Genomic DNA, 26,549 nt, shown 5'->3' on the forward strand with positions numbered 1-26,549 from the left:
ACCGCCCGTTTGTTCGGCCGGGGGGCCGTGGATTCATGTGATCCGGATAGGCTGGCGGGATGACGCGAGAGCAGCCAACGGACGTGACCGCCACTTCCGGTGCCCTTGCCGCGGACTCCCGCGAGCGGGCCGTACGAGCCCTGCTGCGCTATCAGCCGCTGCGACGGCTCTGGAGCGCCCAACTCGTCGGCGGCGCGGGGGACGCGCTCGCCGTGCTGGTGCTGGTGCTGCTGACGCTGCAGGCGTCCGTGGCCGCCGACTCCTTCGGCGGCGGGTATCGCGGCGCGGCCTTCGCGGTCGCGGTGGTGCTGGGCGTACGGCTCCTGGCGACCGTGCTGTTCGGCGCGGTGCTCCTCGGGCCGCTCGCCGCGCTCATCGGCCCCTCCGGTCCGCTGGACCGCCGCTGGACCATGGTCGGCGCGGACGGTCTGCGGCTGGTGCTGCTCCTCATCGCGCCGCTGTGGATCGACTGGGCCCCGGCCGACGCCGTCGCCTGGCTGCTCATCACCACCTTCGTCCTCGGCGTCGCCGAGCGCTTCTGGACCGTCGCCAAGGACGGCGCCGCGCCCTCGCTGCTCCCGGCACCGCCCGCCGAGGGCGCGGCCGTGCGCCCGCTGCCCGACCACCTGGACGCGCTGCGCCGGCTCTCGCTCCGTACGAACTTCCTGACGCTGCCTATCGCCGCCGCCGGGCTGCTCGTCGTCACCCTCATCGGCAGGCTGCTGGGCACCGGCGTGGAGTGGTTCCACACCCACCAGGCCGCCCTCGGCTCGTACGTCGGCGCCGGACTCTTCGCCGCGTCGATCTCGATCCTCACCTTCCTCGAACTGCCCGGCGGGCAGACCAGCCGCACCCGCTCCCCCCTGGAGGGGCTGCGCCGGCCCCGCGCCGCCTCCGGGACCGGCGCCGACAAGGGCCGCACCGGTGCCGTTCCGCTGCTGGTGCTCGCCTGCGCCGGGGTGGCGGGCGCGATCGCCGCGGCCGTGGGCGTCGCCCCGCTGCAGGCCATGGACCTCGGCGGCGGGCCGGTCGCCTTCGCGCTGCTCGCCCTCGTTCTGGCCGGCGGTCCGGCCCTGGGCATCCGCTGGGCCCCGAAGGTTCTCCCCGGTCTGTCGCGGCGCAGGCTGCTGGCGCTGTCGGTCGCGCTGACCGGGCTCGCGCTGCTCACGGTGGGCCTGGTGCACGACACGACCACCGTCGTGTTGATCGCCCTGGTCGCGGGTGTGCTGGCCGGTATCGCCGCCCACACCGGCCACGCCCTCCTGGACCAGGAGTCCGAGGAGGCCCGCCGGTCCCGGATGACCGCGCATCTGCAGGCCGTCGTCCGTGTCAGCGTCGGGTTCGGCGCGGTCGTCGCGCCGCTGCTCGCCGCCGTCATCGGACCGCACCGGCTCGGCAGCGGTGATTTCGTCTTCGCCCACGGCGGCGCGGCGTTCACCCTGATGCTGGTGGGCGCGCTGCTGCTGCCCGTCGCCGCGCTGGTCCTCGGCCGGACCGACGACCGGCAGGGAGTGCCGCTGCGGCGCGATCTGCGCGAGGCGCTGCTCGGCGGCGGGGGCGCGGACGAGGGCCCGACCGCCACCGGTTTCTTCATCGCCATCGAGGGCGGCGACGGCTCGGGCAAGTCCACGCAGGTGGAGGCGCTGGCCGAGTGGATAAGGGCCAAGGGCCACGAGGTCGTGGTGACCCGTGAGCCGGGCGCGACCGCGATCGGCAAGCGGCTCCGCTCGATCCTGCTCGACGTCTCGTCCGCCGGGATCTCGCACCGCGCCGAGGCGCTGCTGTACGCGGCGGACCGCGCCGAGCACGTCGACACAGTGGTCCGCCCGGCGCTGGAGCGCGGCGCGGTCGTCATCTCCGACCGCTACATCGACTCGTCCGTGGCCTACCAGGGCGCGGGGCGCGACCTCGCCGCGACCGAGATCGCCCGTATCTCGCGCTGGGCGACGAACGGCCTGGTGCCGCATCTGACGGTGCTGCTGGACGTCTCGCCGGAGACCGCGCGCGAGCGCTTCACCGAGGCCCCGGACCGGCTCGAGTCCGAGCCCGCCGAGTTCCACCAGCGCGTACGGTCCGGATTCCTGGCCCTCGCCGCAGCCGACCCGGCCCGCTACCTCGTCGTCGACGCCGGGCAGCTCCCGGAGGCGGTCACCTCCGTGGTGCGCCACCGCCTGGACCAGATGCTGCCGCTGTCCGAGGCGGAGGTGAAGGCCCAGGCGGAGGCCCGTAAGGCCGCCGAGGAGGAGGCCCGTCGCCGGGCCGAGGAAGAGGCCGCCCGTAAGGCCGAGGAGGAGCGGCTGGAGCGCGAGCGCCAGGAGGTGCTCGCCAAGGCGCGCGCCGAGGAGGAGGAGCGCAAGCGCCGCGAGCTGGAGGAGGCCCGCCAGCGCGAGGCCGAGCGGCAGGCGGAGGCGGCCCGTCAGCGGGCCGAGGACGCGCGCCGCAGGGCCGAGGAGGACCGCAAACGCATCGAGGCCGAGGACCGCGCCCGCGCCGCCGACGAGGAGCGGCGCCGCCTGGAGGCGGAGGCGGAGGCCCTGCGGCGGGCCGAGGCCGACGCGCGCCGCCAGGAGGAGCAGCGCAAGGCCGAGGAGGCGCTGCTGCGGGCGGAGCAGGCGCGGCTGGCGGCGGACGCGGCGGATGCGGCGGCCTCCTCCGGGGCCGAGGCGCCGACCGTGGAGACCCAGACCCCGGCGCCGCCGCCCCACGACGCGGACGGCTCGCGGGGCGCGGGCGGTTCCCAGGACACCGGCGGCGCCCGGGACGCGGCGGGCCGCGCCTCCGACGACCCGGACTCGACGAAGACGGTCCAGACGCCGCGGTTCGACCCGTGGGCGGAGTACGTCGGAGAGGGCGGCTCCGGCCGTCCCGCCGCCGGGCCGGACGCGGACGAGACCACGGTGCTGCCGCCCGTGCCTCCCCAGAACGGCCCGGACGCCGGGGACACCGCCGTGCTGCCGCCCGTACGGCCCCAGGACGGCCCGGAGCGCCGGGGCGGCCCTGACGCCGAGGAGACGGCCGTCCTGCCCCAGCCGCCCGCCGAGCCGCCCACGAACGCGGCCGACGAGACGGCCGTGCTGCCGCCCGTACGGGACGAGCGATCCGCCGACCCGGCGGACCGGGTCCCGCCGTGGCTGTTCCGGCCGGACGAGGGCCAGGAGCAGGCGCAGGGCCAGGGCGAGGGGAACGAGCGCACGCGCGAGATGCCCCAGTACGGCCAGGGCCAGGGCCAGACCGGTGCGGAGTCGCCGCGTCCGCGCCGCCGCCGTCCCGAGTGGGCGGAGGAGACCCCGCTGGACGACCTCCCGTCGCTGGCCGACGAGCTGCTCGGCCCGCGCGACGACGAGGACGGCCGGCGCCGCTGACGGCAGGGCGGTGCGGTAGGGCGCTGGCGGGTGGTCGCTGACGGCAGGCGCTGAGGAGGCCTGCTGGCGGGTAGCCGCTGACGGCAGGGCACCGACGGTAGGGCGCTGGCGGGTAGCCGCTGACGGCGGGGCACCGACGGAGGCCCGCTGGCGGGGCCCCGCTGACGGTCCGCCCCGCCGGGCGCCCTCGTCGACGGTCGTGCTCGGCTGTCGGTGGGGTGGCCCACAATGGGTTGCCGTAAGCACGAACGGCGGAGGCAGCCATGGCGGTGTGGGACGACCTGGTCGGGCAGGACCGAGTAGCGGCCCAGCTCACGGCTGCCGCGGGGGATGCGGACGCCCTGGTCACGGCGGCGGGCGAGGCGACCCCGGCCCAGGAGCCCATGGCGTCGTCCAAGATGACCCACGCCTGGCTGTTCACCGGCCCGCCCGGCTCCGGCCGGGCCACCGCGGCCCGCGCCTTCGCCGCCGCGCTGCAGTGCGTCAGCCCGGACCGGGCGCTCGGCGGCGCCCCCGGCTGCGGCTTCTGCGACGGCTGTCACACCGCCCTCGTCGGCACCCACGCCGATGTGGAGGTGGTCCGTACGGACATGCTCACCATCGGCGTCAAGGAGACCCGGGAACTCGTGCGCCGTGCTCAGCTCTCGCCCGCCGGCGGCCGGTGGCAGGTGATCGTCATGGAGGACGCCGACCGCCTTACCGAGGGCGCGGGCAATGTTCTCCTCAAGGCCGTCGAGGAGCCCGCGCCGCGCACCGTATGGCTGCTGTGCACGCCCTCGCTGGAGGATGTGCTGCCCACGATCCGCTCCCGCTGCCGTCTCCTCACCCTCCGCACGCCCCCGGTGGAGGCCGTAGCGGACATCCTCGTCCGGCGTGACGGCATCGAGCCCGAGCTCGCCGCCTCCGCCGCCCGCGCCACCCAGGGCCATATCGACCGCGCCCGCCGACTGGCCACCGACGAGCGGGCCCGCGCCCGCCGCGCCGCCGTCCTGAAGCTCCCGCTGCGCGTCGACGACGTGGGCGGCTGCCTCAAGGCGGCCCAGGAGCTGATCGACGCGGCGGCCGAGGACGCCAAGCAGGTGGCGGAGGAGGTCGATGTCAAGGAGACCGAGGAGCTGCGCGCCGCCCTGGGCGCCGCCGCCGGTACGGGCGGGCGGCTGCCGCGCGGCACGGCCGGGGCCATGAAGGATCTCCAGGACCGTCAGAAGCGCCGTGCCACCCGCACCCAGCGCGACACCCTCGACCTCGCGCTCACCGATCTGATCGCCTTCTACCGCGATGTGCTGGCCCTCCAGCTCGGCTCCCAGGTCGCGCTCGCCAACACCGACGTACGGGACGCGCTGGACCGGATCGCCTCGGGCTCGAAGCCCGAGCGGACGCTGCGCCGGATCGAGGCGATCACGGCGTGCCGTCAGGCGCTGGACAGCAATGTGGCGCCGCTGCTGGCGGTCGAGGCGATGACCATGGCGCTGCGGGCCGGCTGAGTCACCCGTACGGGTTCGCTCCCGGGCGCATGAAGCGTGTTCGGGTGGATACCCTCCGTAAGGGGGCAAACCGGCCGCATCTCCAGGACGCGATCTCCAGGGCCCGCTCCAGGGCCCGCTCCAGGGCCCGATCTCCAGGATCCGAGCGATCAGGGCGATCACCCTGGCGACCCTGACCACCCGGATCACCTTGTTCGACGTGATCCGGATGATCCGACCGGTGCGATCCCGCGACTCGACCGCGCGAACCGAGGGATCAGCCCATGAACACCCCGCACAGCAGCCGCCCGCTCCGGACCCTCGGCGCCGCCCTCGCCTCCGCCGCCCTGCTGTCCTCCGGCTGCTCCGCCGACGCCTCCTCGCCGCCCGCCGCGTCGATGTCGAAGAAGGCCGTCCCCGCCGCCCTCAGGCCGTACTACGAGCAGTCGCTGAGCTGGCGCCCCTGCGGCGGCGCGGACTTCGAATGCGCCACACTCAAGGCCCCGCTCGACTACGCGAGACCCGGCACCGGCCCGGACCTGAGACTCGCCGTCTCCCGTAAGAAGGCGACCGGCCCCGGCCGCCCCCTCGGCTCGCTCCTGGTGAACCCCGGTGGCCCCGGCGGCTCCGCGGTCGGCTATCTGCAGAGCTTCGCGGCCGTGGGCTACCCGACCCGGGTGCGCGCCCGCTACGACATGGTGGCGATGGACCCGCGCGGCGTGGCCGACAGCGAGCCCGTCACCTGTCTGAGCAACAAGCAGATGGACGCCTTCACCCAGACCGACCAGACGCCCGACGGCCGTGGCGAGACCACTCGTCTCGTCGCCGCCTACAAGAAGTTCGCCCATGGCTGCTCGGCCCGCTCCGGCCGGATCCTCCGCCATGTCTCGACGGTCGAGGCGGCCCGCGACATGGATGTGCTGCGGGCCGCGCTGGGCGACCGGAAGCTCCATTACGTCGGCGCCTCCTACGGCACCTTCCTCGGCGCGACCTACGCCGACCTCTACCCCCACCGCGTCGGCCGTCTCGTCCTCGACGGCGCCCTCGACCCGACGCTGTCCTCCCGGCGCATCAACCGCGACCAGACCGCCGGTTTCGAAACCGCCTTCACCGCCTTCGCCGAGGACTGCGTACGCCGCACCGGCTGCCCCCTCGGCACCGGCTCCGTGGCCGCCGCCCGCGACCGGCTCAGCGCCTTCTTCACCCGCCTCGACTCCCACCCGGTCCCCACCGGCGAGTCCCGCGCCCTGGGCGAGCCCCTCGCGACCATGGGCGTGATCTCCGCCATGTACGACGAGACCGCCTGGCCCCAGCTGCGCACCGCCCTCCGCTCCGCGATGCGCGGCCACGGCGCCGGTCTGCTCAGCCTGGCCGACCTCTACTACGAGCGCGACACCGACGGCTCGTACGCCAACCTCATGTATGCCAACCCCGCCGTCAACTGCCTCGACCTCCCACCCGCCTTCCGCACCCCCGCCGAGGTCAAGAAGTCCCTCCCCGCCTTCCGGAAGGCATCCCCCGTCTTCGGCGGTGCCCTCGCCTGGGCGGCCCTGAACTGCGCCTACTGGCCCGTCCGCCCGACCGGCACCCCCCACGCCCTGCACGCCAAGGGCGCCGCCCCCATCGTCGTCGTCGGCACCACCCGAGACCCCGCCACCCCCTACCCCTGGGCCCGTGCCCTGGCCGCCCAGCTCTCCTCCGCAACCCTCCTCACCTACGACGGTGACGGCCATACGGCCTACGGCCGCGGCAGCAGCTGCGTCGACGGCGCGATCAACACCTACCTCCTCACCGGCCGCCCACCCGCCCCCCACACCCGCTGCCGCTGACCAGCCCCGGCCCCGCCTGGGCCCCACCCGGCCCCGTACGGAGCACCCCTCGAAACTGTGTAGACTTGGCGACGCTGCTGCTGCCAATCTGGCACCGCAGCATGCCGCCTTAGCTCAGTCGGCCAGAGCGACGCACTCGTAATGCGTAGGTCAAGGGTTCGATTCCCTTAGGCGGCTCCGGCAAAGGCCAGGTCACATAATCCGTGACCTGGCCTTTTGTGTTGCTCAGGGCATGACGCGTCACACGACCGGGCTGCCGTGGGGGGATTGCGTGAGCGGTGCGGTGCGGTGCCCTACTTCTTGGGGCTCTTCCGCTTGCCCTTCCTCTCGGCCCTGGCCTCGGATTTCGCCGTGTCCTTGGCCATTTTGGCGGTTTACGCACCTCCTCCGCCTCGGACTTCCGCTGCAGCGGAACCAGCTTGGCGGTGGCCTCGGCCGCGTTCTTGCTGACCTGCGGCAGGACGCTCTGGTAAATATCCCGCGTGATCCGGGTGCCGCTGTGCCCGAGCGTGTCCAACACGACCTTCACGTCTATGCCGGCGGCGAGCATAAGCGTGGCCGCCCCCGTGCCGGAGGTCGTGCAGCCGGACCGGCGGGAGCCCGGAGGTGCCGACAAGCCAACGCCCTTTCGGTGTAGTCGGCTTGGGCAAGTACGGCTTCCTCGCGTTCGGCCTGGTTGGGCGCCGTCTCGGCTTTCCAGCGCTCGTGCTTCGCGCCCTTCAGGGCGGCCAGGGCGGCGCGCTGGTGGTGGACGTGGGCGCGGAAGTTGGGGAGCTTGTCGTCTTCCATGCCGAAGTCCTCTCTGTCGCCGGTGAACCAGAGCATGGCGTCCCAGGTCGGTTCGGAGTCCTGCGAGGCCCTGACCCATCTCATGGAGGGCATGACCTCCGACCGCACCCGCAAGGCGATCACTTCCCTCCGATCGCGCGGCGGGCTCGCCTTCTGGCTGCGCTGAAGGAGGACGACGCGGTTGGTGGCCGTGTCGTGGACGATGACGGCGGCGACCGGCAGGGTCATGGATTCGATTGCGGCGGGAGGGCTTTGGGCTGGTCATCGGTCTAGCGGAACAGTGTGCCGGTTGTGTTGCCAAAAGGATCCGGGGCATGCAGGACGACGATGCCGGAGGGGCCCTCGTGGCTTCCTTACAGCCGTTCCCGCGCGTTCCCCACCGTGTACCTCAGTGTCGGTAGGTCACATGGATCTTTCGGTGAGAGCAGCGCTAAACCTTCGGTTGCCCCATGCTCACCATCGGTGATCCTGCGTCAGGCTGTGAGGGCGGTCCGTGTCGGCATCAGACAAGAGTGACTCTGCTGTTGGCTCGGTGCCCGTCCCGCAAGAGATTACGATCGCGGTCGATTCAGCCGTTCAAACGGCACTGGCTAATTGGCTCACCGACTCGGGGACGATCCTGCACTTCGACCGGTGGATCACTCCGGGACTGAGGGGTGCCGGCGCGGGTCGCGGACTGGGCGGTACGGAGGGCGGTGCGCCGGTCCGGGTCGGCAGCGAGCTGTTTCTAGAGCGTGCCGAAGAATCTGGTGGCCACGTCGGGGGCGACCAGCCAGAGGCAGCCGACGATGGCGGTGGCACCGGCCGAGAACACATCTCCTGCCCAACACGCCTTGTCTACGCGACTGCCGAGACGGTACTGCCGAGTTGTCTGCTCGACCGCCATCGGACGTCAGCAAGCCTCATGCAAGATCGAGGCTAGACACGGACAGCGACCTCGCCAGATAGACGCCCAAGGTTCTGCGCTACCGGTTCCCGCGCCTACCGGCCGTACTCGCATGAGGCCAGCGCATATGCCGCGTGAAGATCCCCTGCACCTCTGGGCTTGGGCAAACGGAAGCGGCCGCGCCTTCGCTTGAATACTCTCCTTGCCCCACCCGACTGGGCCCACGACGCGCAGTCCCGCCAAGCCCCGAGGGGAGGTGCAGCCCAGCAGTCCACCGGATCTGTGGAACCCGGCGCGACAGTCGGCATGTGAACCTGACCTGCTCACCTCACGGACAGGAATGTACGCGATATCGCCGGCGCACGGTCACCCGTTCAGAGTGTTGAAACAACGAGGCTGGTGGCGTGGATGCATCGAGCAGCCCAAGGTGGGGGCACCGCAAAGGGCAAAAAACTTAATACAAACATTCTTCACACGATTGGGTGACTCGGTTAGGGGCGGGGTCTTTGGATCTTTCTGGATCGCCATAATCGTTCGCGCATGAGCGGTGAAGATTGGAGCGCGAATCATGTCGGATATCTTCGATCACATCGAATGGGAAGTTCGCAAGATTTTCGGGGGAGTGCCGGTTTGCGTGCATGTTGGGGATGTCAAGGAGTGCGAGATCAAGCGGCATCCCCCTTATCCGAAGTTCCGTGCCGAGGCGATCTCGGCGGGAGTCCGGTCAGCTCCGAGCTCCCGTCTGTGGGAGTCCATGATTGCGATGGGTAGGCTGTGTGACATGGATGGTGACGACACGTGGCGGTTGGTTATCCTCGACTGCATCGTTCCATGTTTCCGTTCACTTTCCTCGCGAATCTCCCGTGATTTCCGAGTCGAACGTGAAGAAATTCGGTCGGCCATGGTGGCAACCGCATTGGAGGTATGGGCAGACACTGCCATGGGCGTTCCGCCGCGCCATGTCAGGGATCGAATGGTGAAGGCAGCCTTCGAGGTGGCCTTCCGGCGTGGGAATGCTACCTCGTCGGAGTATTCGATGGACGACATCGAAATATTCGTCCAGTCGGAAATGGCCACCCAGGGCTCCGCGCTGAGGGCATCTTCGATCATCGATTTCAACAGCATCCGTGACACAGATGTCGCAGAACAGATCAGGGGTGAACGACTCGGGGCGCTGCTTCAGAGGCTGGGCTACTTCGACGCCGTGCGGGGCTTTCATGATGAACTTCGCGCTGGTCGTCGTTCGGGATCGGTCGGGCAGACGGTGCGGACCTCAAGGCTGGCCCGATCCCGGATTTCCAACCCGAACCTGTACTACTATGCTTCAGACCTCTACCCCTCGTTCATCGGGCTCCGAAAAGCCGCAGACGTGATGGGGATCGCTGAGTCTGCCGCACATCGACTTATCAGGGCAGGGCAGTTCCCTTTCCCTGTGGCGAGGGCGGGACGGAGCTACAAAGTATCCGTCAAGGCTCTCATGCACTTCAAGGATATTCCGGATGCCATCGTACATGTCGATGACATTGAGAGTGGTGCCCTCCATGCGAGCGGCGGCGTACGGTGAGCCAGACTGTCGTCAGCGACGGCTTTGCCCCTCCTGAGCTGCGGAGAGTCTGGTAATCCAAGTCTCTGTGGTCGGTCGAGGGGCGCGAGGTCATCGGTACTCAAAGGCTGAGTAGAACCACCTGGCGAGTGTTCTGGTTGAACGAGCTCTGTAGGCCGTGTCTTTCGGGGTGAGGCGGGCGCGCCGCCTGTAGCAGCACATTGTTGTGGTCAAGCCGAGAGAGGTCAGGCAGTTGTGGGGTTTCGTTCGAGCTCCTCGGCAGTCAGGCAACTCTCCCAAGAGGGGGGCTCCGGGATAGCGCCAAGTCCGGAGGTGGCGTCCGGGGCGATCGGGTGTTCCTGGAGGCGCTGGGGCAGCCGGGTGTGGTCTCCGCGGAGCTGTGAGGACCACGCTCGGTGTGTCTGCTTGGGGGCCCAGGTCACACAGAGTGTGACCTGGGCCTTCTCTCGTTTGGTACGCATGCCTTGACCTGGCTCGTGCCGGACATCGTCGGGGTTGTCGTGTCGTCGTCGGTGCCGTGCCGGGCCTTGTGGGGCTGTCCCCCGTGCGAGCTACGTGTAGGTGTCCACCGTGTGGTGACGATTCCGGGGGGCCGGATCCGTAGCGTTCCTGATCGCCGCGGCGCTTCGGCTGCGGATGTGGCGGCGTATTGCATTGACCGCCACTAAAAGCAGCCTTTTCGGCGTCAATTCTCTTACTGGGGAGCAAACATGGTCCGCAATGGTCGGCTGTCCGCTGTGCTCGCGCTGTCGTGTGCCGTGGCAGGTGTGGGGCTTGTCGGCTGTGAGGACTCCACGAAGGCGGATGCGGACGCATCCGCGGGTGGGAGGTCCGCTGCTGCTCCGGGGAAGGCGGCTGATGAGGGCTTGCTCACCGGTACCAAGAAGATCGAGGTCGGCGGCCGGTTGGTGAACGTGTCCTGTTCGGGGACTTCGGCGGACGGCAGGCCGGTCATCATGCTGCTGGCCGGGGGTGGCGACGGGCTGGAGAAGGTGGCCGGGATCCAGAAGACCCTGAGCAAGAAGAACCGGGTCTGTTCCTACGACCGGCTCGGCGAAGGCGCCAGCGATCAGCCCGATGGGCCTCAGACGCTCGACAGCACGGGGAAGGTTCTGACCGCGGTGCTCGATCGTGTCGCCGGTGACGGTCCGGTCGTGCTGGCGGGGCATTCGCTGGGCGGGCTGATCGCCGCCCGGTATGCCCCCGGCCATCAGGACAGGGTCAGGGGGCTGGTCTTGATGGACGCCACCTCACCGACCCAGACCGCCGATCTCAACAAGGGAATTCCTGAATCCGCCACTGGCCCGGCGGTCGCATTGCGTGATCAGACCCTCGCGATCCTTCACGGAGGGGAGCCGGAGATGCTCACGGTGCCGGACGGGAAGGTCCGTTCCGCCGGGGACATCCCGGTGGAGGTGATCCACCACGGGAAGCAATACCTCGCGGCGGTGCCCGAATACGGGCCTGGCCTGGAGCGGGCGTGGTCCAACGGTCAGCGCAAGTGGCTCTCGGTCTCCAGCCACAGCAGGCTGAGCACCGCCAAGAACAGCGAGCACTACATCTACGTCGACCAGCCTGACGTTGCCGTCCAGGCGATCGAGCGCGTCACCTCACAGGCCGCGGACCGCGCGTAGGACGCGCGTTGGAGATCTCCCTGCGTAGCGTTCCCTTCGGCCGCGGTGATTTGGCTGTGGAGGGACGGAGGAGCCGATGATGAGACCGGTGCCGGTGCCGGTGATCGCTGTTCGGCGGGTGCCGGAGCTGTGGCGCCGGTTCGATGTCACGGTCCGGGATCTGCCGCTCGGGCTGCTGATCCTCGCCGCGGCGCTCGTACCGGCGTTCCACAACCACGGGACGCAGCTCGGCGGCCTGCCGGGCCGTCCCTTCGACGCACTGGCCGTCGTGGCGGTCGCCCTCCAGTGCCTTCCGCTCGCCGTGCGGCGGCGGTGGCCGGTCGTCTGTCTCGCCCTGGTGTCGGTCGGCTTCGCCGTCGACCAGCTCCGCGGCTACCACTCGTTCGCGGGTACCGCGGTGCCCGTCGCGCTGCTGAGCGTGGCGTCCCATCTGGAACGGCACCGGCGCGCCACCGCGCTGCTCTTCTCCGCGGCGTATGTGCCGCTGGCGGTCGCGCTCTACCGGCTCGGTTCGGGCGCCGAATCGCCGGGTGAGTTCGTGCTGTACTACCTGGCGCTGGCCCTCCCGTGGGGCATGGGGTCGTGGCTGCGCTCCACCCGGGCCGCGGAGGCCGAACGCCGCCGCCTCGTCGCCGAGCACACCCGCACCGCCGAACGTGCCCGCATCGCCCGTGAGCTCCACGACGTCGTGACACATCACGTGACCGCGATGGTCGTGCAGGCCGAGGCGGCACGCTATCTGACCGCCGCGCCCGACCGGCTCGACCAGGCCCTGACCGCCGTCACCGACACCGGCCGACGGGCCATCACCGACCTGCGGCACCTGCTCGATCTGCTCAACCCCGACTACGGCACCGAGGGCAGGACGCCGGCCGTCGGCAGGCTTCTGACGCTCGTGGAGCAGACCCGCCGGGCCGGGCAGCCGGTGGAGTTCACCGAGGAGGGCACGCCGGCGGAGTCGACCGGCAGCGCCGACCTCGTGGCCTACCGGATCGTGCAGGAGGCCCTGACGAACGCCCTCAAGTACGCTCACGGCAGCCGCACCTCGGTCCAGGTGCACCACGGCGCAAGGGAGATCACCGTGGAGGTCAGCACGGACGGTTCCGGCTCACGGGCCGGGTCCCCCGCCGGGTCCCCCGCCGGGTCCCCCGCCGGGTCCCCCGCCGGGTCCCCCGCCGGGTCTCCCGGCGGGAGCGGGCGGGGCCTGGCCGGGCTGCGCGAACGGGTCGACGTCCTGGGCGGCGACTTCAACGCGGGCGTGCGGACGGGCGGCGGCTTCGTCGTACGGGCACGGATACCCGCGGGGAGCCCGTCGTGACCGAGCCGATCCGGGTCCTGGTCTGTGACGACCAGGTGCTGGTCCGCACCGGGCTGGTGACGATCATCGACGCTCAGCCCGACCTCGAAGTGGTGGGTGAGTGCGGGGACGGGCAGGCCGCGGTCGAGCTCGCCGGCCGGCTGCGCCCGGAGGTCGTGGTGATGGACGTACGCATGCCGGTGCTCGACGGCATCGAGGCCACCCGCCTGCTGGCCGGTGCCGGGGTGCCGCATCCCGTCAAGGTGCTCGTGGTGACCACGTTCAACCTGGACGAGTACGTCTACGAGGCGTTGCGCGCGGGAGCGAGCGGGTTTCTGCTCAAGGACGCGCCGCCGTCCCAACTGCTCCACGGCATCCGGACCGTGGCCAGCGGGGCGGCACTGCTGGACCCCGAGGTGACGCGGCAGCTCGTGGGCACGTACGCCGCCCGCATCCGGCCCGCCGAGGGTCCCCCGCGCGACATCCCGCTGACCCCTCGCGAACTGGAAGTCCTCCGCCTCATCGCGAACGGCCTCTCCAACAGCGAAATCGCCGTGACCCTCGTGATAAGCCAGGAGACCGTCAAGACCTTCGTGTCACGCATCCTCGCCAAGCTCGGACTCCGCGACCGCGTCCAGGCGGTCGTCTACGCCTACCGCCAGGGTCTGGTGACCTGAGGCGCCGCGCGGGTGGCCGGGGCGCGCGGAACCCCAGCTCGGACCGGGTCCGAGCTGGGGTTCTTTATGCCGTCAGCCGTGTTGTCAGCTGTTGATGGGGGGCTTGGAGGACCAGGCCGTCAGCGACAGGGTGCCGTTGTCGAGGTCCTCGCCGAAGGCGACGGTGCTGTGGGAGTTGCTGCCCGTCGGGGAGATCTGCAGGTACTTCGCGTGGGCGGTCGAGGCGCCGGTGGTGGTCCACACCAGGTCGGCCCAGGCGCTCTTGCCCGGTCCGAGGGTGATCGGGTGGGAGCCCGGGTCGGTGGCGAAGTAGGTGCTGCCGTGGCGGGCGGTGGTCTCGATGGCGGTGTGTCCGGCGCCCTCCAGGGCCAGCCCGGCATAGCCGCTGATCACGCAGGTCTCGTCGCCGGTGTTCTTCACCCGCAGGAACGTGCCCCGGTGGTTCATCCCCGCCTGGGAGGTACCGGCCGAGTCCAGGGTCGCCCGCAGCGTCCCCGGCTGGCATTCGGCGGTCGCCTGCGCCTTGTCGGACCCCGAGCCCAGGGCCGTTGCCTGCTTGCCGGTCTGGCCCGCCTGGTTGTGGACCGAGGCGTCCGACTGCGACGACTTCGCGGAGGACGACGCGTGGGAGGAGGAGTTCCCCTTGGCGTCGGACGACGAGTCGTTGCTCCCGCAGGCGGTGAGGGCGACGGCCGAGGCGGCGGCGATCAGCGCGGCCACACCGGCCTTGCGGACTCGGCGGTTGAGAATGTGGTGCGACATGACGACCCCCATGGGCTTCCGGTTTGTGCGGTTCCTGCTCACGCACCATCCATGGTGTCGGCCGCCGCTGGCGTTCTCTTAACGACCGCTGCCGATTCGCTAACGTCCGGCTAACGCCCGCCGTCACCCCTCGGCCGGGGTCCAGTCGGCCACGAGGTCCAGGAGACCGGGGAAGCGGGCGTTGAGGTCGGCGATCCGGACGTGGCTGCGGCGCTCCAGGCCGTATTGGCGCTGGCGGGTGATGCCTGCCTCGCGGAGGGCCTTGAAGTGGTGGGTGAGCGAGGACTTGGGGCGGTCCAGACCGAACCAGCCGCAGGTGTGATCGAACCGCTCCGATTCGAGGAGCAGTTTGCGCACGATGCGGAGGCGGAGGGGGTCGCTCAGGGCACCCAGGACCGTCTCCAGGCGGATCTCCTCCACGGCCGGCTCCGGGAGCGGGGGCGGCAGGTCGGGGGGTTCGGGGAGCGCCTTGATGGCGGGGCGGGCGCTTTGGGGCGATGGTGCCGTGTGGGCTGTCCGGGTGGTCATCGGCGGGGTCCTCGTCGCGCGGCTCACTGTACGAGTCCGATCGTACTGCATGCTAAGTTCGACTCAAGTCGTACTGAGGTCGTCGGGAGGAGCTGTCGTGACGGGGAGTCGGACCGTGGCGGTGTCGGGTGCGCGGGAGGCGCATGAGGAGAGGGAGGACGGAGCGGCCCCGACCCGCTGGGTGTGGACGGCCGCATGGCCGGTCACCGCCGTGTTCGTCCTCTCGAACGCGGCGACGCCGCTGTATGTGCGGTGGCAGCGCGAAATCGGGTTCTCCAAGGGCACTCTGACGGTGATCTTCGCCTGCTACATCGTCGGGCTGCTCGGTTCGCTGCTGGTCTCGGGCGTGGTGTCGGACCGGGTGGGACGGAAGCCCGTGCTGCTGCCCGCGCTCGGGCTCGCGATGGCGGCATGCGCGATCTTCGCGAGCGCGTCGGCCGTGGCGGCGCTGATCGTGGCGCGGCTGTTCAGCGGGATCGCGGTGGGCGCCGTCGTCTCCGCCGGGATGGCGGCGGTGACCGATGTGGCCGGGCCGGGGCGACGGCGGCTGGCGGCGCTGCTGGCCTCGTGCGCGATGGTGTTCGGGGCCGGGCTGGGGCCCTTGCTCGCCGGGGTGCTGGGCAAGGGGGTGTTCGTCCTGGAGGCGGTGCTGCTGGCGGCGGCCGTCCTGGTCGTGGCACGGATGCCGGTGCGGCGTCCCGTCACGCCCGCGAAGGGGGCGTGGGTGCGGATACCCGGGGTGCCGCGGGGGAGCGGCGGGCAACTCCTCATGGGCATCGCCGTCTTCGCGCCCGGCATCACCGCCACCTCCTTCGTGCTGTCCCTCGGGCCGTCGCTGCTCTCGGGGTTGCTGGACACCACCAGCCCGGTGGCCGCGGGGGCCATGGCCTTCGTGATGTTCCTCACCGCGACCGGTGCGCAGTTCGCGGTCCAGCGGCTGGACCGGCGGACGATCCTCATCGCCGGTGCCATCAGTACGACGATCGGCATGGGCGCGCTCGTCGCCGCCGTCCGCGCCTCGTCCGTACCGCTGCTCGTCGCCGCCGCGCTGCTGGCCGGGGCGGGGCAGGGGATGGGGCAGCTCGGTGGGTTGTCGCTGCTCAACTCCAGTGTTCCGGCGAGCCGTCTGGCGGAGGCCAACGCGGCGCTCAACGTCGGGGGCTATGTGCCCGCGGGCGTGCTGCCGGTAATGGCGGGTTACCTCAGCGATGCGGCGGGGCTGACGACGGGGGCGACCGTCTTCGGAGCCGTGCTCATGGCGTTGGCCCTCGTCGGGGGGCTGGTGGTCCTCGCCGGTCCGCCATCCGCCCGCAGGAAGTAGGCATGGGGGCATCGAGGGTGGGTAGGCGGGTCCCCAATCAGCCTATGCATGCAGCCGATACAGGGAGTGCGACGGTGAACGACACGGCACCCGTGACAATGTCGACACTGACGGCAGCCGAAGCTGAGCAAGCACATGGTGTTCAGGTACGTGACATTGCACTGGATGGAATGGAGAACGCCGGACTGTCCGATCTGCCCACGGTGGACGATCCGGCAAAGGTGGCGCCCAAGGACGCGCGGGCGCTGACCAAGACGTTCCTGGACCGGCTGACGGAGCTGGAGGAGGGGACGCACGAGTACCAGTACGTGCGGAACACCCTCATCGAGCTCAACCTGTCGCTGGTCCGGTACGCCGCCCGGCGGTTCCACAACCGCTCGGTGGAGATGGAGGACATCGTCCAGGTCGGCACCATCGGGCTGATCAAGGCGATCGACCGGTTCGACCTGAGCCGCGAGGTCGAGTTCACCACCTTCGCCGTTCCGTACATCGTCGGCGAGATCAAGCGGTTCTTCCGCGACACCAGTTGGGCGGTGCATGTTCCCCGCCGTCTGCAGGAGTTGCGGATCGACCTCGCCAAGGCGAACGAGGAGCTGTTCCAGCGGCTGGACCGGTCGCCCACCACGGCCGAGCTCGCGGAGCATCTGCAGCTCAGCGAGGACGAGGTCGTCGACGGACTGGTGGCCAGCAACGGCTATCTCACCACCTCGCTGGACGCGCCCGCCGAGCAGGAGAGCGGGGCCACGCGGGTGACCACGTACGCGGACCGGTTCGGCGACGTCGACCCGGCCATGGAGGCCGTGGAGAATCTGCACGCGCTCAAGCCGCTGGTGGAAGAGCTCGGTGAGCGGGACCGCCGCATCTTGCAGCTACGGTTCGGCGAGGAGCTGACCCAGTCGGAGATCGGCGCCGAACTCGGCGTCTCCCAGATGCATGTCTCCCGGCTGCTCAGCCGCGCGCTGGGCCGGTTGCGGCGCGGAATGCTCGCCGACTAGGCACGCGAGACCCTCGCCGACCAGGCACGCGAGACCGAAGGGGCCCGGCCGGAGATTTCTCCGGCCGGGCCCCTTCGGTCTGCGCTGTGTCGGGTCTATCCGCACGGTCTTCGGGCTACCAGCGGTACCACCGTCCACGTCGCCCGCCGACCGTCGGCCGGGCGACGAAGCCGATCAGCCAGACGGCGAGCACGATGACCGCGATCCACCACAGAGCCTTCAAGGCGAATCCGGCGCCGAAGAGAAGCAGTGCGAGAAGAAGAACGACAAGCAGGGGAACCATGATTACCAACCTCCTCGACGCCGCGAGTACCCCATCGGGAATTTGGCACACCTGATCAATTCATGCTGTTTCGAACACTCCCGTTACCCCTGGTGGATGGATGGCGTGGCGTCTCACGGTCTGTGGAGGCAGGCTGGAGGGGCAGAGGTCAGAGGGTGATACGTCATGATCCAGTCAGCCGATATCCGTGAGTGGCGCGACCAGGATGTCGTCGATGAGCAGGGCCGCAAGATCGGGGTGCTCGAGGCGATCTACGTGGCCACCGCCACCGATGAACCCGCCATGGCCACGGTCCGCACCGGACTGCCCACCCGCCACCGGCTGGTGTTCGTCCCGGTGGACGACGCGGTGGTCGGGCCGGGCTATGTGAAGGTCTCCTACACACGGTCGCTGGTGAAGAAGGCCCCCTGGGTCGGCATCGACGATGTGCTGCCCGCGGAGCAGGAGGGGGCGATCTTCCAGCACTACGGGAAGACGTACCAGTCGGGTCCGGGCGGCGGGCGGCAGCTCGCACGCCGCTGATGGTCGAGGACGCTTGGCGATCGAGGGGAGGTGTCGGCCGTGGCGCTCTTCCTGTTCCTGGTGATCGTGGCCATCGTGCTCGGCCTCATCGGCTGGGTGGTGCACGGGCTGGGCTATCTGCTGGTCATCGGTGTGGTGGTGCTGGTGATCGACATCGTCCTCGGGCTGGTGCGGCTGGCGCGGAGGTCCCGGCGGCACCGGATCCGATGACGGGACGCGAAGCGGCCGGCGTCCCGTTCGGGGCGCACTCCGTCCCGTACGTCCCCGGCACACTCCGGCCCTCCGGCGACCCGGCGGCGGCCGACCGGCAGGTCCTGGAGCACTACCGGCGGTGGAAGGCGTTCTTCCTCCGGTCGGGCGATGAGGTGGGCGGCCGGGGCCGGTGCGCGGTGTTCACCCCCGACGCGGCGCACCCCTTCGTCGCCGAGGCCCAGGGCTACGGACTGGTGATCACCGCGCTGATGGCGGGCGCCGACCCCGACGCCCACGCCCTCTTCGACGGCATCCTCCGGCATGTCCTGGCCCACCCCTCCGTCAACCACCCCGATCTGCACGCCGCCCAGCAGGACGCCGGTGGCCGGGACGTCGGGGGTCGGGACTCCGCGACCGACGGCGACCTCGACATCGCGTACGGACTGCTGCTCGCGGACCGGCAGTGGGGCGGCGGCCACGGCGACTACAAGGCGCTCGCACTGCGGCGGATCGACGCCGTCATGGAGCGCGAGGTGCACCCCGGCACCCGGCTGACCAAGCTCGGCGACTGGTCCTCGGGCCGCTTCGACGAGGTCTCCCGTACGTCGGACTGGATGCCGGACCACTTCCGGGCGTTCCGCGCGGCGACCGGCGATCCGCGGTGGGACGAGGCGCTGGCCGCGCATCTGTCGCTGGCCGGTGCGCTGCGCACCCGCCATGCCCCGGCCACCGGGCTGCTCCCCGACTTCGTCGTGGACACCACATCCGGCGATCCGAGGCCCGCGCCGGGGAAGGTGCTGGAGAGCCCGCATGACGGCGACTACCACTGGAACGCCTGCCGCGTCCCCTGGCGGCTCGGCGCCGACGCGGTGACCAGCGGCGACGCACGGACCCGGGCCGCCGCGCGCGAGCTCAGCCGCTGGGCGAGGACGGCGACGGGCGGTGACCCCGGGGGCATCCGGAGCGGATACCGGCTCGACGGCACGGCCTATGGGGATGCCGGCTCGCCCGCCTTCTTCGCGCCCTTCGCGGTCGCCGCGATGACGGGGGGCGAGAAGGTTGATGACGGGGGCGAAGGGGAGGGCGAGGGGGCGCAGAGTTGGCTGGACGCGCTGTGGGCGCGGATGTGCGGCTCCCCGCCCGATCCGGCCCGCGCCTACGCGGCCGGGGTGCAACTCCAGTCGATGCTGGTGGTCAGCCAGAACTACTGGGTGCCGTAGGGGCGCCCGGCTCGGCCGGCGGAACGGCGTCGGCCCGTCGCACCACCGCCTCGCAGAGCGATTCCAGGGCGGCCCTCGCCGGGCAGTCGGGCAGCGTCGACAGGGCCGCGCGGGCGGCGTCGGCCTGACGGGCGGTCTCCTCGCGGGCCCGGTCCAGGGCGGGGTGGGTGCGCAGCCGCGCCACCGCCTCCGCGTACCCCGGCCGATCGGCGGGCCCGGTGAGCAGCTCGTACAGCTCCCGGTCCGCGAGATCCGCACGATCCATACGCACCCCCGCCCCCGCCTCCACCCGCTCCGCCAGCAGCAGCACAGGCAGGGTGGGGCGGCGGGCGGTCGGGGTCGCCACCTCGTCGGCGAGATGGCTCGCCACGCCCAGCCGTTCGCCGTATCGCGCGAGGGCGTCGACGGCGCTCGGGTCCGCACCCGAGACCAGCGCGCCCAGCCGTCCGGAGACGGCGGTCAGCGAGCCGGTCCGGCTCGCCAGCACCTCCAGATGGTGCTCGACGGGGTCGCGGCCGTCGCGCGGTCCGGCCGTCTCCAGGATCTGGCCGGTGACCTGCCGCCGGAACGCCTCGGCCTGGAGCCGTACGGCGTGTGGCCCCAGGTCGGCGAGGATGTGCGAGGCGCGGGCGAAGAGGAAGTCACCGATGAGCACCGCCACCGTGTTGTCCCAGTTGGCGTCCGGGCGCGGGGCGCCGCGCCGTACGGCCGCCTGGTCCCGTACGCCGTCGTGGTAGTACGTGGCCAGATGGGTCAGTTCGACGACGACGGCGGTGGGCACCACGCCCGGTGCGCCGGGGTCGCCGAACCGCGCCGCCAGCAGTACCAGCAGCGGCCGGAGCCGCCGCCCGGCCGTGCGGGTCAGCTCCCGCGCGGCCTCGTTGATGAACGGCACATCGCTCTTGGTGGCCTTCAACAGGCCCTCGTCGACCGCCGCTTGGCCGGCCCGGAGGCCGTCCGCCAGCGCGCGGTCCCGCACGGTCGACTGCATGGACAGAAATGTCTCATATGTCGTCGGTGACCGGTCTCAGGACGGCGGCTCAGGAATCCGGCGTGGCCGGAACCCTGGCCCGGATGCGGCTTCCCTGTCCGGGACGGCTGTCCACGTTCAGCGTGCCGCCCACCTCACGGGCCCGCTCCCGCATGGAGAGCAGCCCGAGATGGCCGGGGAAGGAGCCCTTGCAGTCGAAGCCCACGCCGTCGTCGGCGACCGTCAAGGTGACGGCGCCCGGTTCGTTGAGCAGATGGAGCCGTACGTTCCGGGCCTGCGAATGCTTGGCGATGTTGTGCAGCGACTCCTGGGCGATCCGGTACAGGGCGTGCTTGGCCTCCGGTGTGGTCTCCGGTTCGGCGTCCAGCTTCGCCTCGGTGGTGATCCCGTACCGGGCCCGGAGCGCCTCGACATGCTGGGTGAGCGCGGCGACCAGGCCCTCGGTCTCCAGGGATTCGGGCCGCAGTCGGCACAGCAGCGTCCGGGTCTCGGCGATCGCGGCGTCCGCGAGCCGCCGTATGTACTCGATGGGCTCGGCGAGTTCGGTCAGCTCGGCGAGGTCCACCACCTCCCCGACGGCCTCGTGGCCGCCCGCCGGATCGACCCATACCGCCCCTTCCACTGGGCTCGGCGTCTCGACCCGTCCCACCGGCTCCGCGCTGTCGATGTCGCGTTCCAGCATCTCGCGGGCGGTACGGGCACCCAGCGCGATGCCGTAGAGCGCCTGCGAGACCGAGTCGTGCAGCTCGCGCGAGATGCGCTGCCGCTCCTCCCGGACGGACCTCTCCTGGGTGGCCCCCTGCTGCCGGTCGTTCTCCACCGCGCAGGACGCATGCCCGGCGATCACCTCCAGGAGGGTGATGTCCGCCTCGCCGGGGTCGCGGCCGGGCGGGAAGTGGCAGCACATCGCGCCGATCGCGGTGGATTCGCGCAGCAGCGGCCAGGCGGCCACCGCGCCCCGCGCCGGGCCCTCGCCGTCCGCGCCGGTACGGCCGCCGCCGTGGATGACGGGCGCGGCCCCGGCGATCGCCTCCAGCGCCGGTTTCCGGGACGGCGGGGTGTGGCCGTGGCCGCCGCCGACCAGGCGCAGGTTCGCCGACGGTCCGGGCTCCAGCAGATAGACCGTGCAGCTCGCGGCGCCGGTACGGGCCACCGCGCCCGCGGCCAGGGAGTCCAGGGTCCGCCGTACGCAGGGGCCGGAGGAAGGGGTGAACCCCGAGGAACCAGACGAACCGGACGAGCCCCAAGGGGAACCCGAAGGTCCCGACGCTCCCGCGAGCCCCGACGCTCCCGCGAGCCCCGAAGCTCCCGCGAATCCCGAAGCTCCCGCGAAGCCGGAAGGCCCCGAAGGCCCCGAGGACCCGGAAGCGAACCCCGAAGGGTCCGGCAGGCCCGATGACCCCGAAGAGCCCGCGGAACCGCCGGAGCCCGGTCCGGCGGCCGCGGACGCCAGCCGCCGCAGATGTTCCCGGTGCCGGATCTGGGCGACCGCATGGGCCGCGGGGGCCGCGAAGCGTCCCACGGTGCTCACATCGGCATGGCTGAGCCGCCGCCCGCCGCCGCGGTTCGCCACCTCGATCACCCCCACGGGGTGGCCGCGCACCAGCAGCGGCGCGTCCAGCACCGAGGCCGGGACCGCGTGCCGGGGGTCCCGGCCGAGCCGGCGCGGCCGCCGGTCGTGGCTGGAGACCGTGGGCCGTCCGGCGCGGATCGCCTGGCGGGCGGGGGAGGAGCCGCCGGGCGTCAGGGGGCCGCTCGGCGCGGTCCATGGGGCGCCGTCGGTGGCTCGTATCGTCAGGACGTCGCCCGGCTCCAGCACCATCACCCGGGCCATATCGGCGCCCAGGAGCTCACGCACCCGGCGGGCGATCAGCCGGAGCGTGTCGTCGGCGGTCTCGCCCACCAGGATGTGTTGGGTGACCTCGGCGAGCGCGGTGGCGCTCCGTCGTCGCCGGATCGGGGTCCATCGTGTATTGATCACGCCGACCACCACTGCTCCCTCGTCGTCGACTCCGGTGCTTCCGGAGGGGTGAGTTCACCCGCCGGTACCAGGCCGGACTGCACCGCGTACACCGCCGCCTGGGTCCGGCTGTGCATCCCCAGCTTGGTCAGGATGTGGCTGACATACGTCTTCACCGTCTGCTGGCCGATCCGCAGATCGTGGGCGATCTCCTTGTTGGCCTTGCCGCGCGCGAGCATGGTGAGGACCTCGGTCTCCCGCTCGGTGAGCTGCTCCGGGCCGCTCGGCTCCCTGACCTGGCCCATCAGTCGGGAGATCGCGGCCGGGGAGACATGGATCTGGCCCACGGCCGCGGCCTTCACCGCGTTACGGAGGTCGTCGGCCTCGGCGTTCTTCAGCAGGAAGCCGATGGCCCCCGCCCGGACCGCGCCCATGACCATGGCGTCGTCGAGGGAGCTGGTCAGCGCCACCACCTCGACCTCGGGGAGGTCCTGGCGGATCTCCGCCGTGGCGGATACGCCGTCCATCACCGGCATCAGCAGATCCATCAGGACGACATCGGGGCACAGCTCCCGGGCCAGCCGTACGGCTTCCCGGCCGTTGGTCGTCTCGCCCACCACCTTGATTTCGTTGTCGAGCCCAAGGATCATGCGTAGGCCCTGCCGGACCACCGCATGGTCGTCTGCGATCAGCACGCGAAGCGCCACTTGGTTCACCTGCCCATGGAGTACATCGCCGCACGAGCGGAGACGGACGCGGAAACGGTCGCGATCAGCGGTTCGAAGAGGGGGAGGACCAGCAGGACGAGGACGCCCGCCACCCACCCGCTCAGGACGTCACTCACCCAGTGGGTGCCCAGATAGACGGTGGTCAGACCGATGCCGAGCGCCATCACACAGGCGACCAGCGCGCCCGTCCGCCGGTGGCGGCCGGCGAGATAGGCGACGGTGCCCCAGACGACGACGGCGTTGGCGGTGTGACCGGAGGGGAAGACCATTCCGCCGTGGAAGAGCTCGGCGGACCCGGGGGTCTGGGCGTAGTGGGGGCCCACCCGCCCGGTGAGGATCTTGACGGCGCCGACGCTCACATTGAGCAGCAGCAGCGCCACGCCCAGGACCAGCGGCGGACGAGGGCTTCTGGTCCGCCCACCGCGCCAGCAGGCCCAGGCCAGGGCGGCCAGGGCGGTGGGGCCGCGCTGGCCCGTGATGACGAAGGCGTCCAGGACCGGCCGGAGCTGCGGCCACTGTTTGTACGGCTTGAACAGGGCCACCTGCCAGTCGAGCCGGACGAGCTGCGAGCTGGTGAGGACGGCCGCGAGGACCGCCGCGTAACAGGCGGCGGCCACCAGGAAGGCGATCGTGTGTCCGCGACTGAGCGGGCGTCGGATCCGTCCATGGACTCGCATGGGGAGGGAACCCGTCTCGGTATGCCCGTGATTCCATCCTAAGGGGGACTTTCTACCCCATTCGGCCTTCGGTGGCCCCGCCCCGGGTGGTCCCGCCCCATTCGTACGGGCCCATACGGGGGAGAGCCCGTAGGACCCCGTAGACCCCGTAGACCCCGTACGGCCAAAGCGAACGGCCCCCGCGCCGGAGGGGGCCATGGTCATACCCGAACCCGAACCCGAAGCCGAGGCCGAACCCGAAGCCGAGGCCGAAGGCGGGCTCCGGGGTCAGCCCGTCACTCCTCCGGCCCCTCCGGCTGCGCGGGCTTGAAGCCGAATTCGGCGGCCCTCGCGACCGCCTCCAGCTGTGAGCGCGCGTCCAGCTTCTCCAGGATCCTGCGCACATGCGTGCGCACGGTGGCGTAGCTGATGCTCAGCCGCTCCGCGACGGCCCGGTTGTCCAGGCCCTGGCTCATCAGCGTGAGGATCTCCTGCTCACGCGGGGTCATGCTGTCCAGGCGCTCGGTCTGCTCGGCGGTCGACCGCGCGTCCTCGCGGTGTCGTGCCAGCACCTCCACCAGGGTGCTGGCCGGGATGAGGGTCTCGCCCTCGGCGGCCGAGCGGATGGCGGACGCGATCTCGTCGCCGCTCGCCGACTTCAGCAGATAGCCGCAGGCGCCCGCCTCCACCGCGGCCAGCAGCGCCGAGTCGCTGGCGTCGGCGCTGAGGATCACGATGGCGACGGAGGGGTCATGGGCCCGCATGCCGGCCGCCGCGTCGGCCCCGGTGCCGTCGGGCAGCCGGAAGTCGACCAGGGCCACATCGGGCTTCAGCTCCTTGGCCATGGGCACGGTCTCGGCGACCGAGTCGGCCCAGCCGACCACCGTCAGATCCGCGTACTCGGCCAGCAGGGCCCACAGCCCCTCGGCCACCACCCGGTGGTCCTCGACGATCAGCACCTTCGTCAGTTCGGGAGGTGCTGTCACGGCTGTGGGTCCCCTTCGGGGGAGTCGGCGGGGTCGAGCGACGCGCCCGGGGGAGCGCCGAGCGGCACCCAGAACTCCACGGTGGTGCCGGAGCCGGGTTCGCTCTCGATGCGGCACCAGCCGCCCGCGATCTGGGCCCGCTCCTGGATCAGGGAGAGCCCGAGATGGCCGGGGCGGGACTCCACCTCGAGCGGGTTGTAGCCCTCGCCGTCGTCGACGATCCGCACCAGGCAGCCGTCGTCGAGCCCGAGGAGCTGCACATGGACCGTCTTGGCGTGGGCGTGCTTGCGCACGTTCACCAGCGCTTCCTGGGCGGTCCGGTAGATCAGCGCCATCGTCTCGGCCGGGGGATGGGCCGTGAGCCGGTCCTCCAGCCGGTAGGTGATATCGGTCTCGGTGCGTATCTGCTCCAGCAGTCCGCGCAGCGCCCCGGCCAGGCAGCCGTGTTCCAGGCTGGACGGCCGCAGGTCGAAGATCAGCTGCCGCAGCCGGCTGAGCGAGAGCTTCAGGGTCTCGTCCAGCTTGTCCATCACCCGCTGCTCGTCCGGGTCCCGCAGCCGCCGGCGCAGCTGCTGGAGGCGGAGGCTGGCCGCGGTGATCACCTGGATGGTGTCGTCGTGGATGTCGGCGGCGATCCGCCCGCGCTCGGCCTCCTGGGCGTGGACCAGATGGCTGAGCAGTGCCTGGCGGTCGCGGTCGGTGACCTCCAGCAGCTCCAGGCTGCGCTCCAGGACGAACTGGGCGCGCTGCACCTCGGTGATGTCCCGGATGGTCAGGACGGTGAGCAGGCCCTCCTCCGTACGCAGCGGGCTGATGCTGACGTCGGCGGGGAACTGCTTGGCGTCGCTGCGCCGGCCGACCAGCTCCACGCTGTGGCCCACCGGCTCCTCCAGACTGTCGTCCCATTCGCGCAGCGAGACGGTGAGCGGCTGGTCGGGCAGGAGGGCCTCCACGGCCCGGCCGATCAGATGATCGCGGTCGTAGCCGAAGAGCGCCTCGGTGCGGTTGTTGGCCGCCTGGATCCGGCCGCTGGTGTCCACGATCAGCATCGCGTCCGGGGAGGACTCGATGAGCTGGCGGAACCGGCTCTCGGCCGCCCGAAGCTGGCTCAGGTCGGCGATGAAGACCACTCCGCGGGGCTGCCGGCCCTGCAGATGGCCGCCGCTGAACTGGGCGGGGAACTCGGTGCCGTCGCGGCGGCGCCCGCTCATCGCCGACGGCGCGGTGAAGACCTGGCCGATCAGCTGCTCGGAGGCGGTGCGGTAGCGCTCGGGGACGAGGTCCCGCAGCCGCTTGTCGCGCAGCTCCGCCGAGCTGTAGCCGAACATGTGCCGGCTGTGGGCGTTGGCGTACTCGATCCGGCCGCGGGGGCCGACGATCAGGACGCCGCACGGTGCGTGGCCGAGCAGCTCCAGGAACGAGTCCTCCAGGCGGTTGCCGACCAGGTCCTCGAACCGCCAGGAGGCGCGCTCGGCGCGGCGCAGCGGCTCGGCGCAGTCCGCGAGGAGCTCCGCGGACATGCTGAACTGATCGCGCGCGGCCCGGATGATCGCCTCGAGGATCTCCTCGGCGGGGGTGCCCTTGACCAGATAGCCGCTGGCCCCGACGGCGAGCATGTTCAGCACGGTCTCGCGTTCGCCGTGGGCGGACAGCGCCACCACCCGGGCGTCGGGAACCTGGTCGCGGATGGCCCGGACGCTGCCGGGGGCGTCGCCCCGGGGCATGTGCACGTCCATGATCACGACCCGGGGGCGGTGGTCGACCGCCGCGCGCACGGCCTGCTCATGGTTGATGGCCAGGCCCACCAGTTCCAGGTCGGGGTGGGAGTCGATGAGGTCGGCGAGCGCCTCCCGGACGGCCGGGTCGTCATCGGCCACCACAACATCGATCCGGTTGTCGCCCAT

General features: G+C 71.2%; 21 protein-coding genes, 1 tRNA gene and 1 pseudogene. 13 read left to right on the forward strand and 10 right to left on the reverse strand.

Annotation, left to right across the window (positions count from 1 at the left end; genetic code table 11):
• Positions 1-59 precede the first annotated feature (59 nt).
• From tmk to J5X86_RS03245, 4 genes are all read left to right on the forward strand, one after another.
• Positions 60-3,362 (forward strand): dTMP kinase, encoded by a 3,303-nt coding sequence (tmk, locus tag J5X86_RS03230; protein ID WP_208515262.1) that lies wholly within the window; start codon positions 60-62, stop codon positions 3,360-3,362.
• Between the two features lie 263 nt (positions 3,363-3,625).
• Positions 3,626-4,846 (forward strand): DNA polymerase III subunit delta', encoded by a 1,221-nt coding sequence (locus J5X86_RS03235; protein WP_208515263.1) that lies wholly within the window; start codon positions 3,626-3,628, stop codon positions 4,844-4,846.
• A gap of 263 nt (positions 4,847-5,109) precedes the next feature.
• Entirely contained in the window at positions 5,110-6,654 is a 1,545-nt protein-coding gene (locus J5X86_RS03240; protein ID WP_208515264.1) for an alpha/beta hydrolase, read from the forward strand.
• A gap of 103 nt (positions 6,655-6,757) precedes the next feature.
• Positions 6,758-6,831 (forward strand) — tRNA-Thr (locus J5X86_RS03245).
• A gap of 759 nt (positions 6,832-7,590) precedes the next feature.
• Here the strand turns inward: J5X86_RS03245 and J5X86_RS03255 are convergent.
• A pseudogene (locus J5X86_RS03255) lies at positions 7,591-7,712 on the reverse strand (DNA mismatch repair protein MutT); the annotation flags it as partial.
• A gap of 1,185 nt (positions 7,713-8,897) precedes the next feature.
• Between J5X86_RS03255 and J5X86_RS03260 the strand changes: the two are divergent.
• From J5X86_RS03260 to J5X86_RS03275, 4 genes are all read left to right on the forward strand, one after another.
• The gene (locus J5X86_RS03260; protein WP_208515265.1) at positions 8,898-9,893 is read left to right on the forward strand and encodes a hypothetical protein; all 996 of its coding nucleotides are present in this window, start codon (positions 8,898-8,900) and stop codon (positions 9,891-9,893) included.
• A gap of 710 nt (positions 9,894-10,603) precedes the next feature.
• Positions 10,604-11,527: an alpha/beta fold hydrolase gene (locus J5X86_RS03265; RefSeq protein ID WP_208515266.1), complete on the forward strand. Its 924-nt coding sequence runs from the start codon at positions 10,604-10,606 to the stop codon at positions 11,525-11,527.
• A gap of 76 nt (positions 11,528-11,603) precedes the next feature.
• The gene (locus J5X86_RS03270) at positions 11,604-12,845 is read left to right on the forward strand and encodes a sensor histidine kinase (RefSeq protein ID WP_374229216.1); all 1,242 of its coding nucleotides are present in this window, start codon (positions 11,604-11,606) and stop codon (positions 12,843-12,845) included.
• Entirely contained in the window at positions 12,842-13,501 is a 660-nt protein-coding gene (locus J5X86_RS03275; RefSeq protein WP_208515267.1) for a response regulator transcription factor, read from the forward strand. Before J5X86_RS03270 ends, J5X86_RS03275 begins: the two co-directional genes overlap by 4 nt.
• Positions 13,502-13,585: 84 nt before the next feature.
• Here the strand turns inward: J5X86_RS03275 and J5X86_RS03280 are convergent, their stop codons facing one another.
• Together J5X86_RS03280 and J5X86_RS03285 are read right to left on the reverse strand one after the other, a co-directional pair.
• Positions 13,586-14,263: a DUF4232 domain-containing protein gene (locus J5X86_RS03280; RefSeq protein ID WP_208515268.1), complete on the reverse strand. Its 678-nt coding sequence runs from the start codon at positions 14,261-14,263 to the stop codon at positions 13,586-13,588.
• A gap of 123 nt (positions 14,264-14,386) precedes the next feature.
• On the reverse strand, positions 14,387-14,791 hold the full coding sequence (locus J5X86_RS03285) for a helix-turn-helix transcriptional regulator (protein WP_208515269.1): 405 nt from the start codon (positions 14,789-14,791) through the stop codon (positions 14,387-14,389).
• Between the two features lie 121 nt (positions 14,792-14,912).
• Between J5X86_RS03285 and J5X86_RS03290 the strand changes: the two genes are divergently transcribed.
• Together J5X86_RS03290 and J5X86_RS03295 are read left to right on the forward strand one after the other, a co-directional pair.
• Positions 14,913-16,112: an MFS transporter gene (locus J5X86_RS03290; RefSeq protein ID WP_308124449.1), complete on the forward strand. Its 1,200-nt coding sequence runs from the start codon at positions 14,913-14,915 to the stop codon at positions 16,110-16,112.
• 170 nt (positions 16,113-16,282) lie between these two features.
• Positions 16,283-17,107, forward strand: a complete 825-nt coding sequence (locus tag J5X86_RS03295; protein WP_243979228.1) for an RNA polymerase sigma factor SigF — start codon at positions 16,283-16,285, stop codon at positions 17,105-17,107.
• 115 nt (positions 17,108-17,222) lie between these two features.
• Here the strand turns inward: J5X86_RS03295 and J5X86_RS03300 are convergent, their stop codons facing one another.
• Positions 17,223-17,390, reverse strand: a complete 168-nt coding sequence (locus J5X86_RS03300) for a hydrophobic protein (protein ID WP_078642219.1) — start codon at positions 17,388-17,390, stop codon at positions 17,223-17,225.
• Positions 17,391-17,555: 165 nt separating this feature from the next.
• Between J5X86_RS03300 and J5X86_RS03305 the strand changes: the two genes are divergently transcribed.
• Genes J5X86_RS03305 through J5X86_RS03315 form a run of 3 tightly spaced genes read left to right on the forward strand, consistent with a single transcriptional unit; the run spans position 17,556 to position 19,324 of the window.
• The gene (locus J5X86_RS03305; RefSeq protein ID WP_078642218.1) at positions 17,556-17,912 is read left to right on the forward strand and encodes a PRC-barrel domain-containing protein; all 357 of its coding nucleotides are present in this window, start codon (positions 17,556-17,558) and stop codon (positions 17,910-17,912) included.
• A 39-nt stretch (positions 17,913-17,951) separates the two neighbouring features.
• Entirely contained in the window at positions 17,952-18,122 is a 171-nt protein-coding gene (locus J5X86_RS03310; protein ID WP_014061701.1) for a hypothetical protein, read from the forward strand.
• Positions 18,119-19,324 (forward strand): glycosyl hydrolase family 8, encoded by a 1,206-nt coding sequence (locus J5X86_RS03315; RefSeq protein ID WP_208515270.1) that lies wholly within the window; start codon positions 18,119-18,121, stop codon positions 19,322-19,324. The genes J5X86_RS03310 and J5X86_RS03315 overlap by 4 nt, the downstream gene beginning before the upstream one ends.
• On the opposite strand, the gene J5X86_RS03320 is transcribed toward J5X86_RS03315, so the two are convergent.
• The 6 genes from J5X86_RS03320 to J5X86_RS03345 all read right to left on the reverse strand — a co-directional run bounded on the left by J5X86_RS03320 (position 19,299) and on the right by J5X86_RS03345 (position 26,549).
• A complete protein-coding gene (locus J5X86_RS03320; RefSeq protein WP_208515271.1) occupies positions 19,299-20,315 on the reverse strand; it encodes a polyprenyl synthetase family protein in 1,017 nt (338 codons plus the stop codon). The genes J5X86_RS03315 and J5X86_RS03320 overlap by 26 nt on opposite strands.
• 49 nt (positions 20,316-20,364) lie before the next feature.
• On the reverse strand, positions 20,365-22,296 hold the full coding sequence (locus J5X86_RS03325) for a GAF domain-containing sensor histidine kinase (protein WP_208515272.1): 1,932 nt from the start codon (positions 22,294-22,296) through the stop codon (positions 20,365-20,367).
• Positions 22,293-22,982 carry a response regulator transcription factor gene (locus J5X86_RS03330; protein WP_208515273.1) on the reverse strand — a complete coding sequence of 230 codons (690 nt, stop codon included), beginning with the start codon at positions 22,980-22,982 and terminating at the stop codon, positions 22,293-22,295. Before J5X86_RS03330 ends, J5X86_RS03325 begins: the two co-directional genes overlap by 4 nt.
• A gap of 5 nt (positions 22,983-22,987) precedes the next feature.
• A complete protein-coding gene (locus tag J5X86_RS03335; RefSeq protein WP_208515274.1) occupies positions 22,988-23,680 on the reverse strand; it encodes a phosphatase PAP2 family protein in 693 nt (230 codons plus the stop codon).
• A gap of 275 nt (positions 23,681-23,955) precedes the next feature.
• Positions 23,956-24,645 carry a response regulator transcription factor gene (locus J5X86_RS03340; protein ID WP_078642212.1) on the reverse strand — a complete coding sequence of 230 codons (690 nt, stop codon included), beginning with the start codon at positions 24,643-24,645 and terminating at the stop codon, positions 23,956-23,958.
• The gene (locus J5X86_RS03345) at positions 24,642-26,549 is read right to left on the reverse strand and encodes a PAS domain S-box protein (RefSeq protein WP_208515275.1); all 1,908 of its coding nucleotides are present in this window, start codon (positions 26,547-26,549) and stop codon (positions 24,642-24,644) included. Before J5X86_RS03345 ends, J5X86_RS03340 begins: the two co-directional genes overlap by 4 nt.

Origin of the sequence: Streptomyces sp. NEAU-YJ-81, assembly GCF_017592595.1 — a bacterium.
GTDB lineage: Bacteria > Actinomycetota > Actinomycetes > Streptomycetales > Streptomycetaceae > Streptomyces > Streptomyces hygroscopicus_B.

What these genes read in the sequence shown, in the direction of transcription:
- tmk (WP_208515262.1), top strand. Translation starts at nt 60, where the DNA reads ATGACGCGAGAGCAGCCAACGGACGTGACCGCCACTTCCGGTGCCCTT.
- J5X86_RS03235 (WP_208515263.1), top strand. Translation starts at nt 3,626, where the DNA reads ATGGCGGTGTGGGACGACCTGGTCGGGCAGGACCGAGTAGCGGCCCAG.
- J5X86_RS03240 (WP_208515264.1), top strand. Translation starts at nt 5,110, where the DNA reads ATGAACACCCCGCACAGCAGCCGCCCGCTCCGGACCCTCGGCGCCGCC.
- J5X86_RS03260 (WP_208515265.1), top strand. Translation starts at nt 8,898, where the DNA reads ATGTCGGATATCTTCGATCACATCGAATGGGAAGTTCGCAAGATTTTC.
- J5X86_RS03265 (WP_208515266.1), top strand. Translation starts at nt 10,604, where the DNA reads ATGGTCCGCAATGGTCGGCTGTCCGCTGTGCTCGCGCTGTCGTGTGCC.
- J5X86_RS03270 (WP_374229216.1), top strand. Translation starts at nt 11,604, where the DNA reads ATGATGAGACCGGTGCCGGTGCCGGTGATCGCTGTTCGGCGGGTGCCG.
- J5X86_RS03280 (WP_208515268.1), bottom strand. Translation starts at nt 14,263, where the DNA reads ATGTCGCACCACATTCTCAACCGCCGAGTCCGCAAGGCCGGTGTGGCC.
- J5X86_RS03285 (WP_208515269.1), bottom strand. Translation starts at nt 14,791, where the DNA reads ATGACCACCCGGACAGCCCACACGGCACCATCGCCCCAAAGCGCCCGC.
- J5X86_RS03295 (WP_243979228.1), top strand. Translation starts at nt 16,283, where the DNA reads ATGGAGAACGCCGGACTGTCCGATCTGCCCACGGTGGACGATCCGGCA.
- J5X86_RS03300 (WP_078642219.1), bottom strand. Translation starts at nt 17,390, where the DNA reads ATGGTTCCCCTGCTTGTCGTTCTTCTTCTCGCACTGCTTCTCTTCGGC.
- J5X86_RS03305 (WP_078642218.1), top strand. Translation starts at nt 17,556, where the DNA reads ATGATCCAGTCAGCCGATATCCGTGAGTGGCGCGACCAGGATGTCGTC.
- J5X86_RS03315 (WP_208515270.1), top strand. Translation starts at nt 18,119, where the DNA reads ATGACGGGACGCGAAGCGGCCGGCGTCCCGTTCGGGGCGCACTCCGTC.
- J5X86_RS03320 (WP_208515271.1), bottom strand. Translation starts at nt 20,315, where the DNA reads ATGCAGTCGACCGTGCGGGACCGCGCGCTGGCGGACGGCCTCCGGGCC.
- J5X86_RS03335 (WP_208515274.1), bottom strand. Translation starts at nt 23,680, where the DNA reads ATGCGAGTCCATGGACGGATCCGACGCCCGCTCAGTCGCGGACACACG.
- J5X86_RS03345 (WP_208515275.1), bottom strand. Translation starts at nt 26,549, where the DNA reads ATGGGCGACAACCGGATCGATGTTGTGGTGGCCGATGACGACCCGGCC.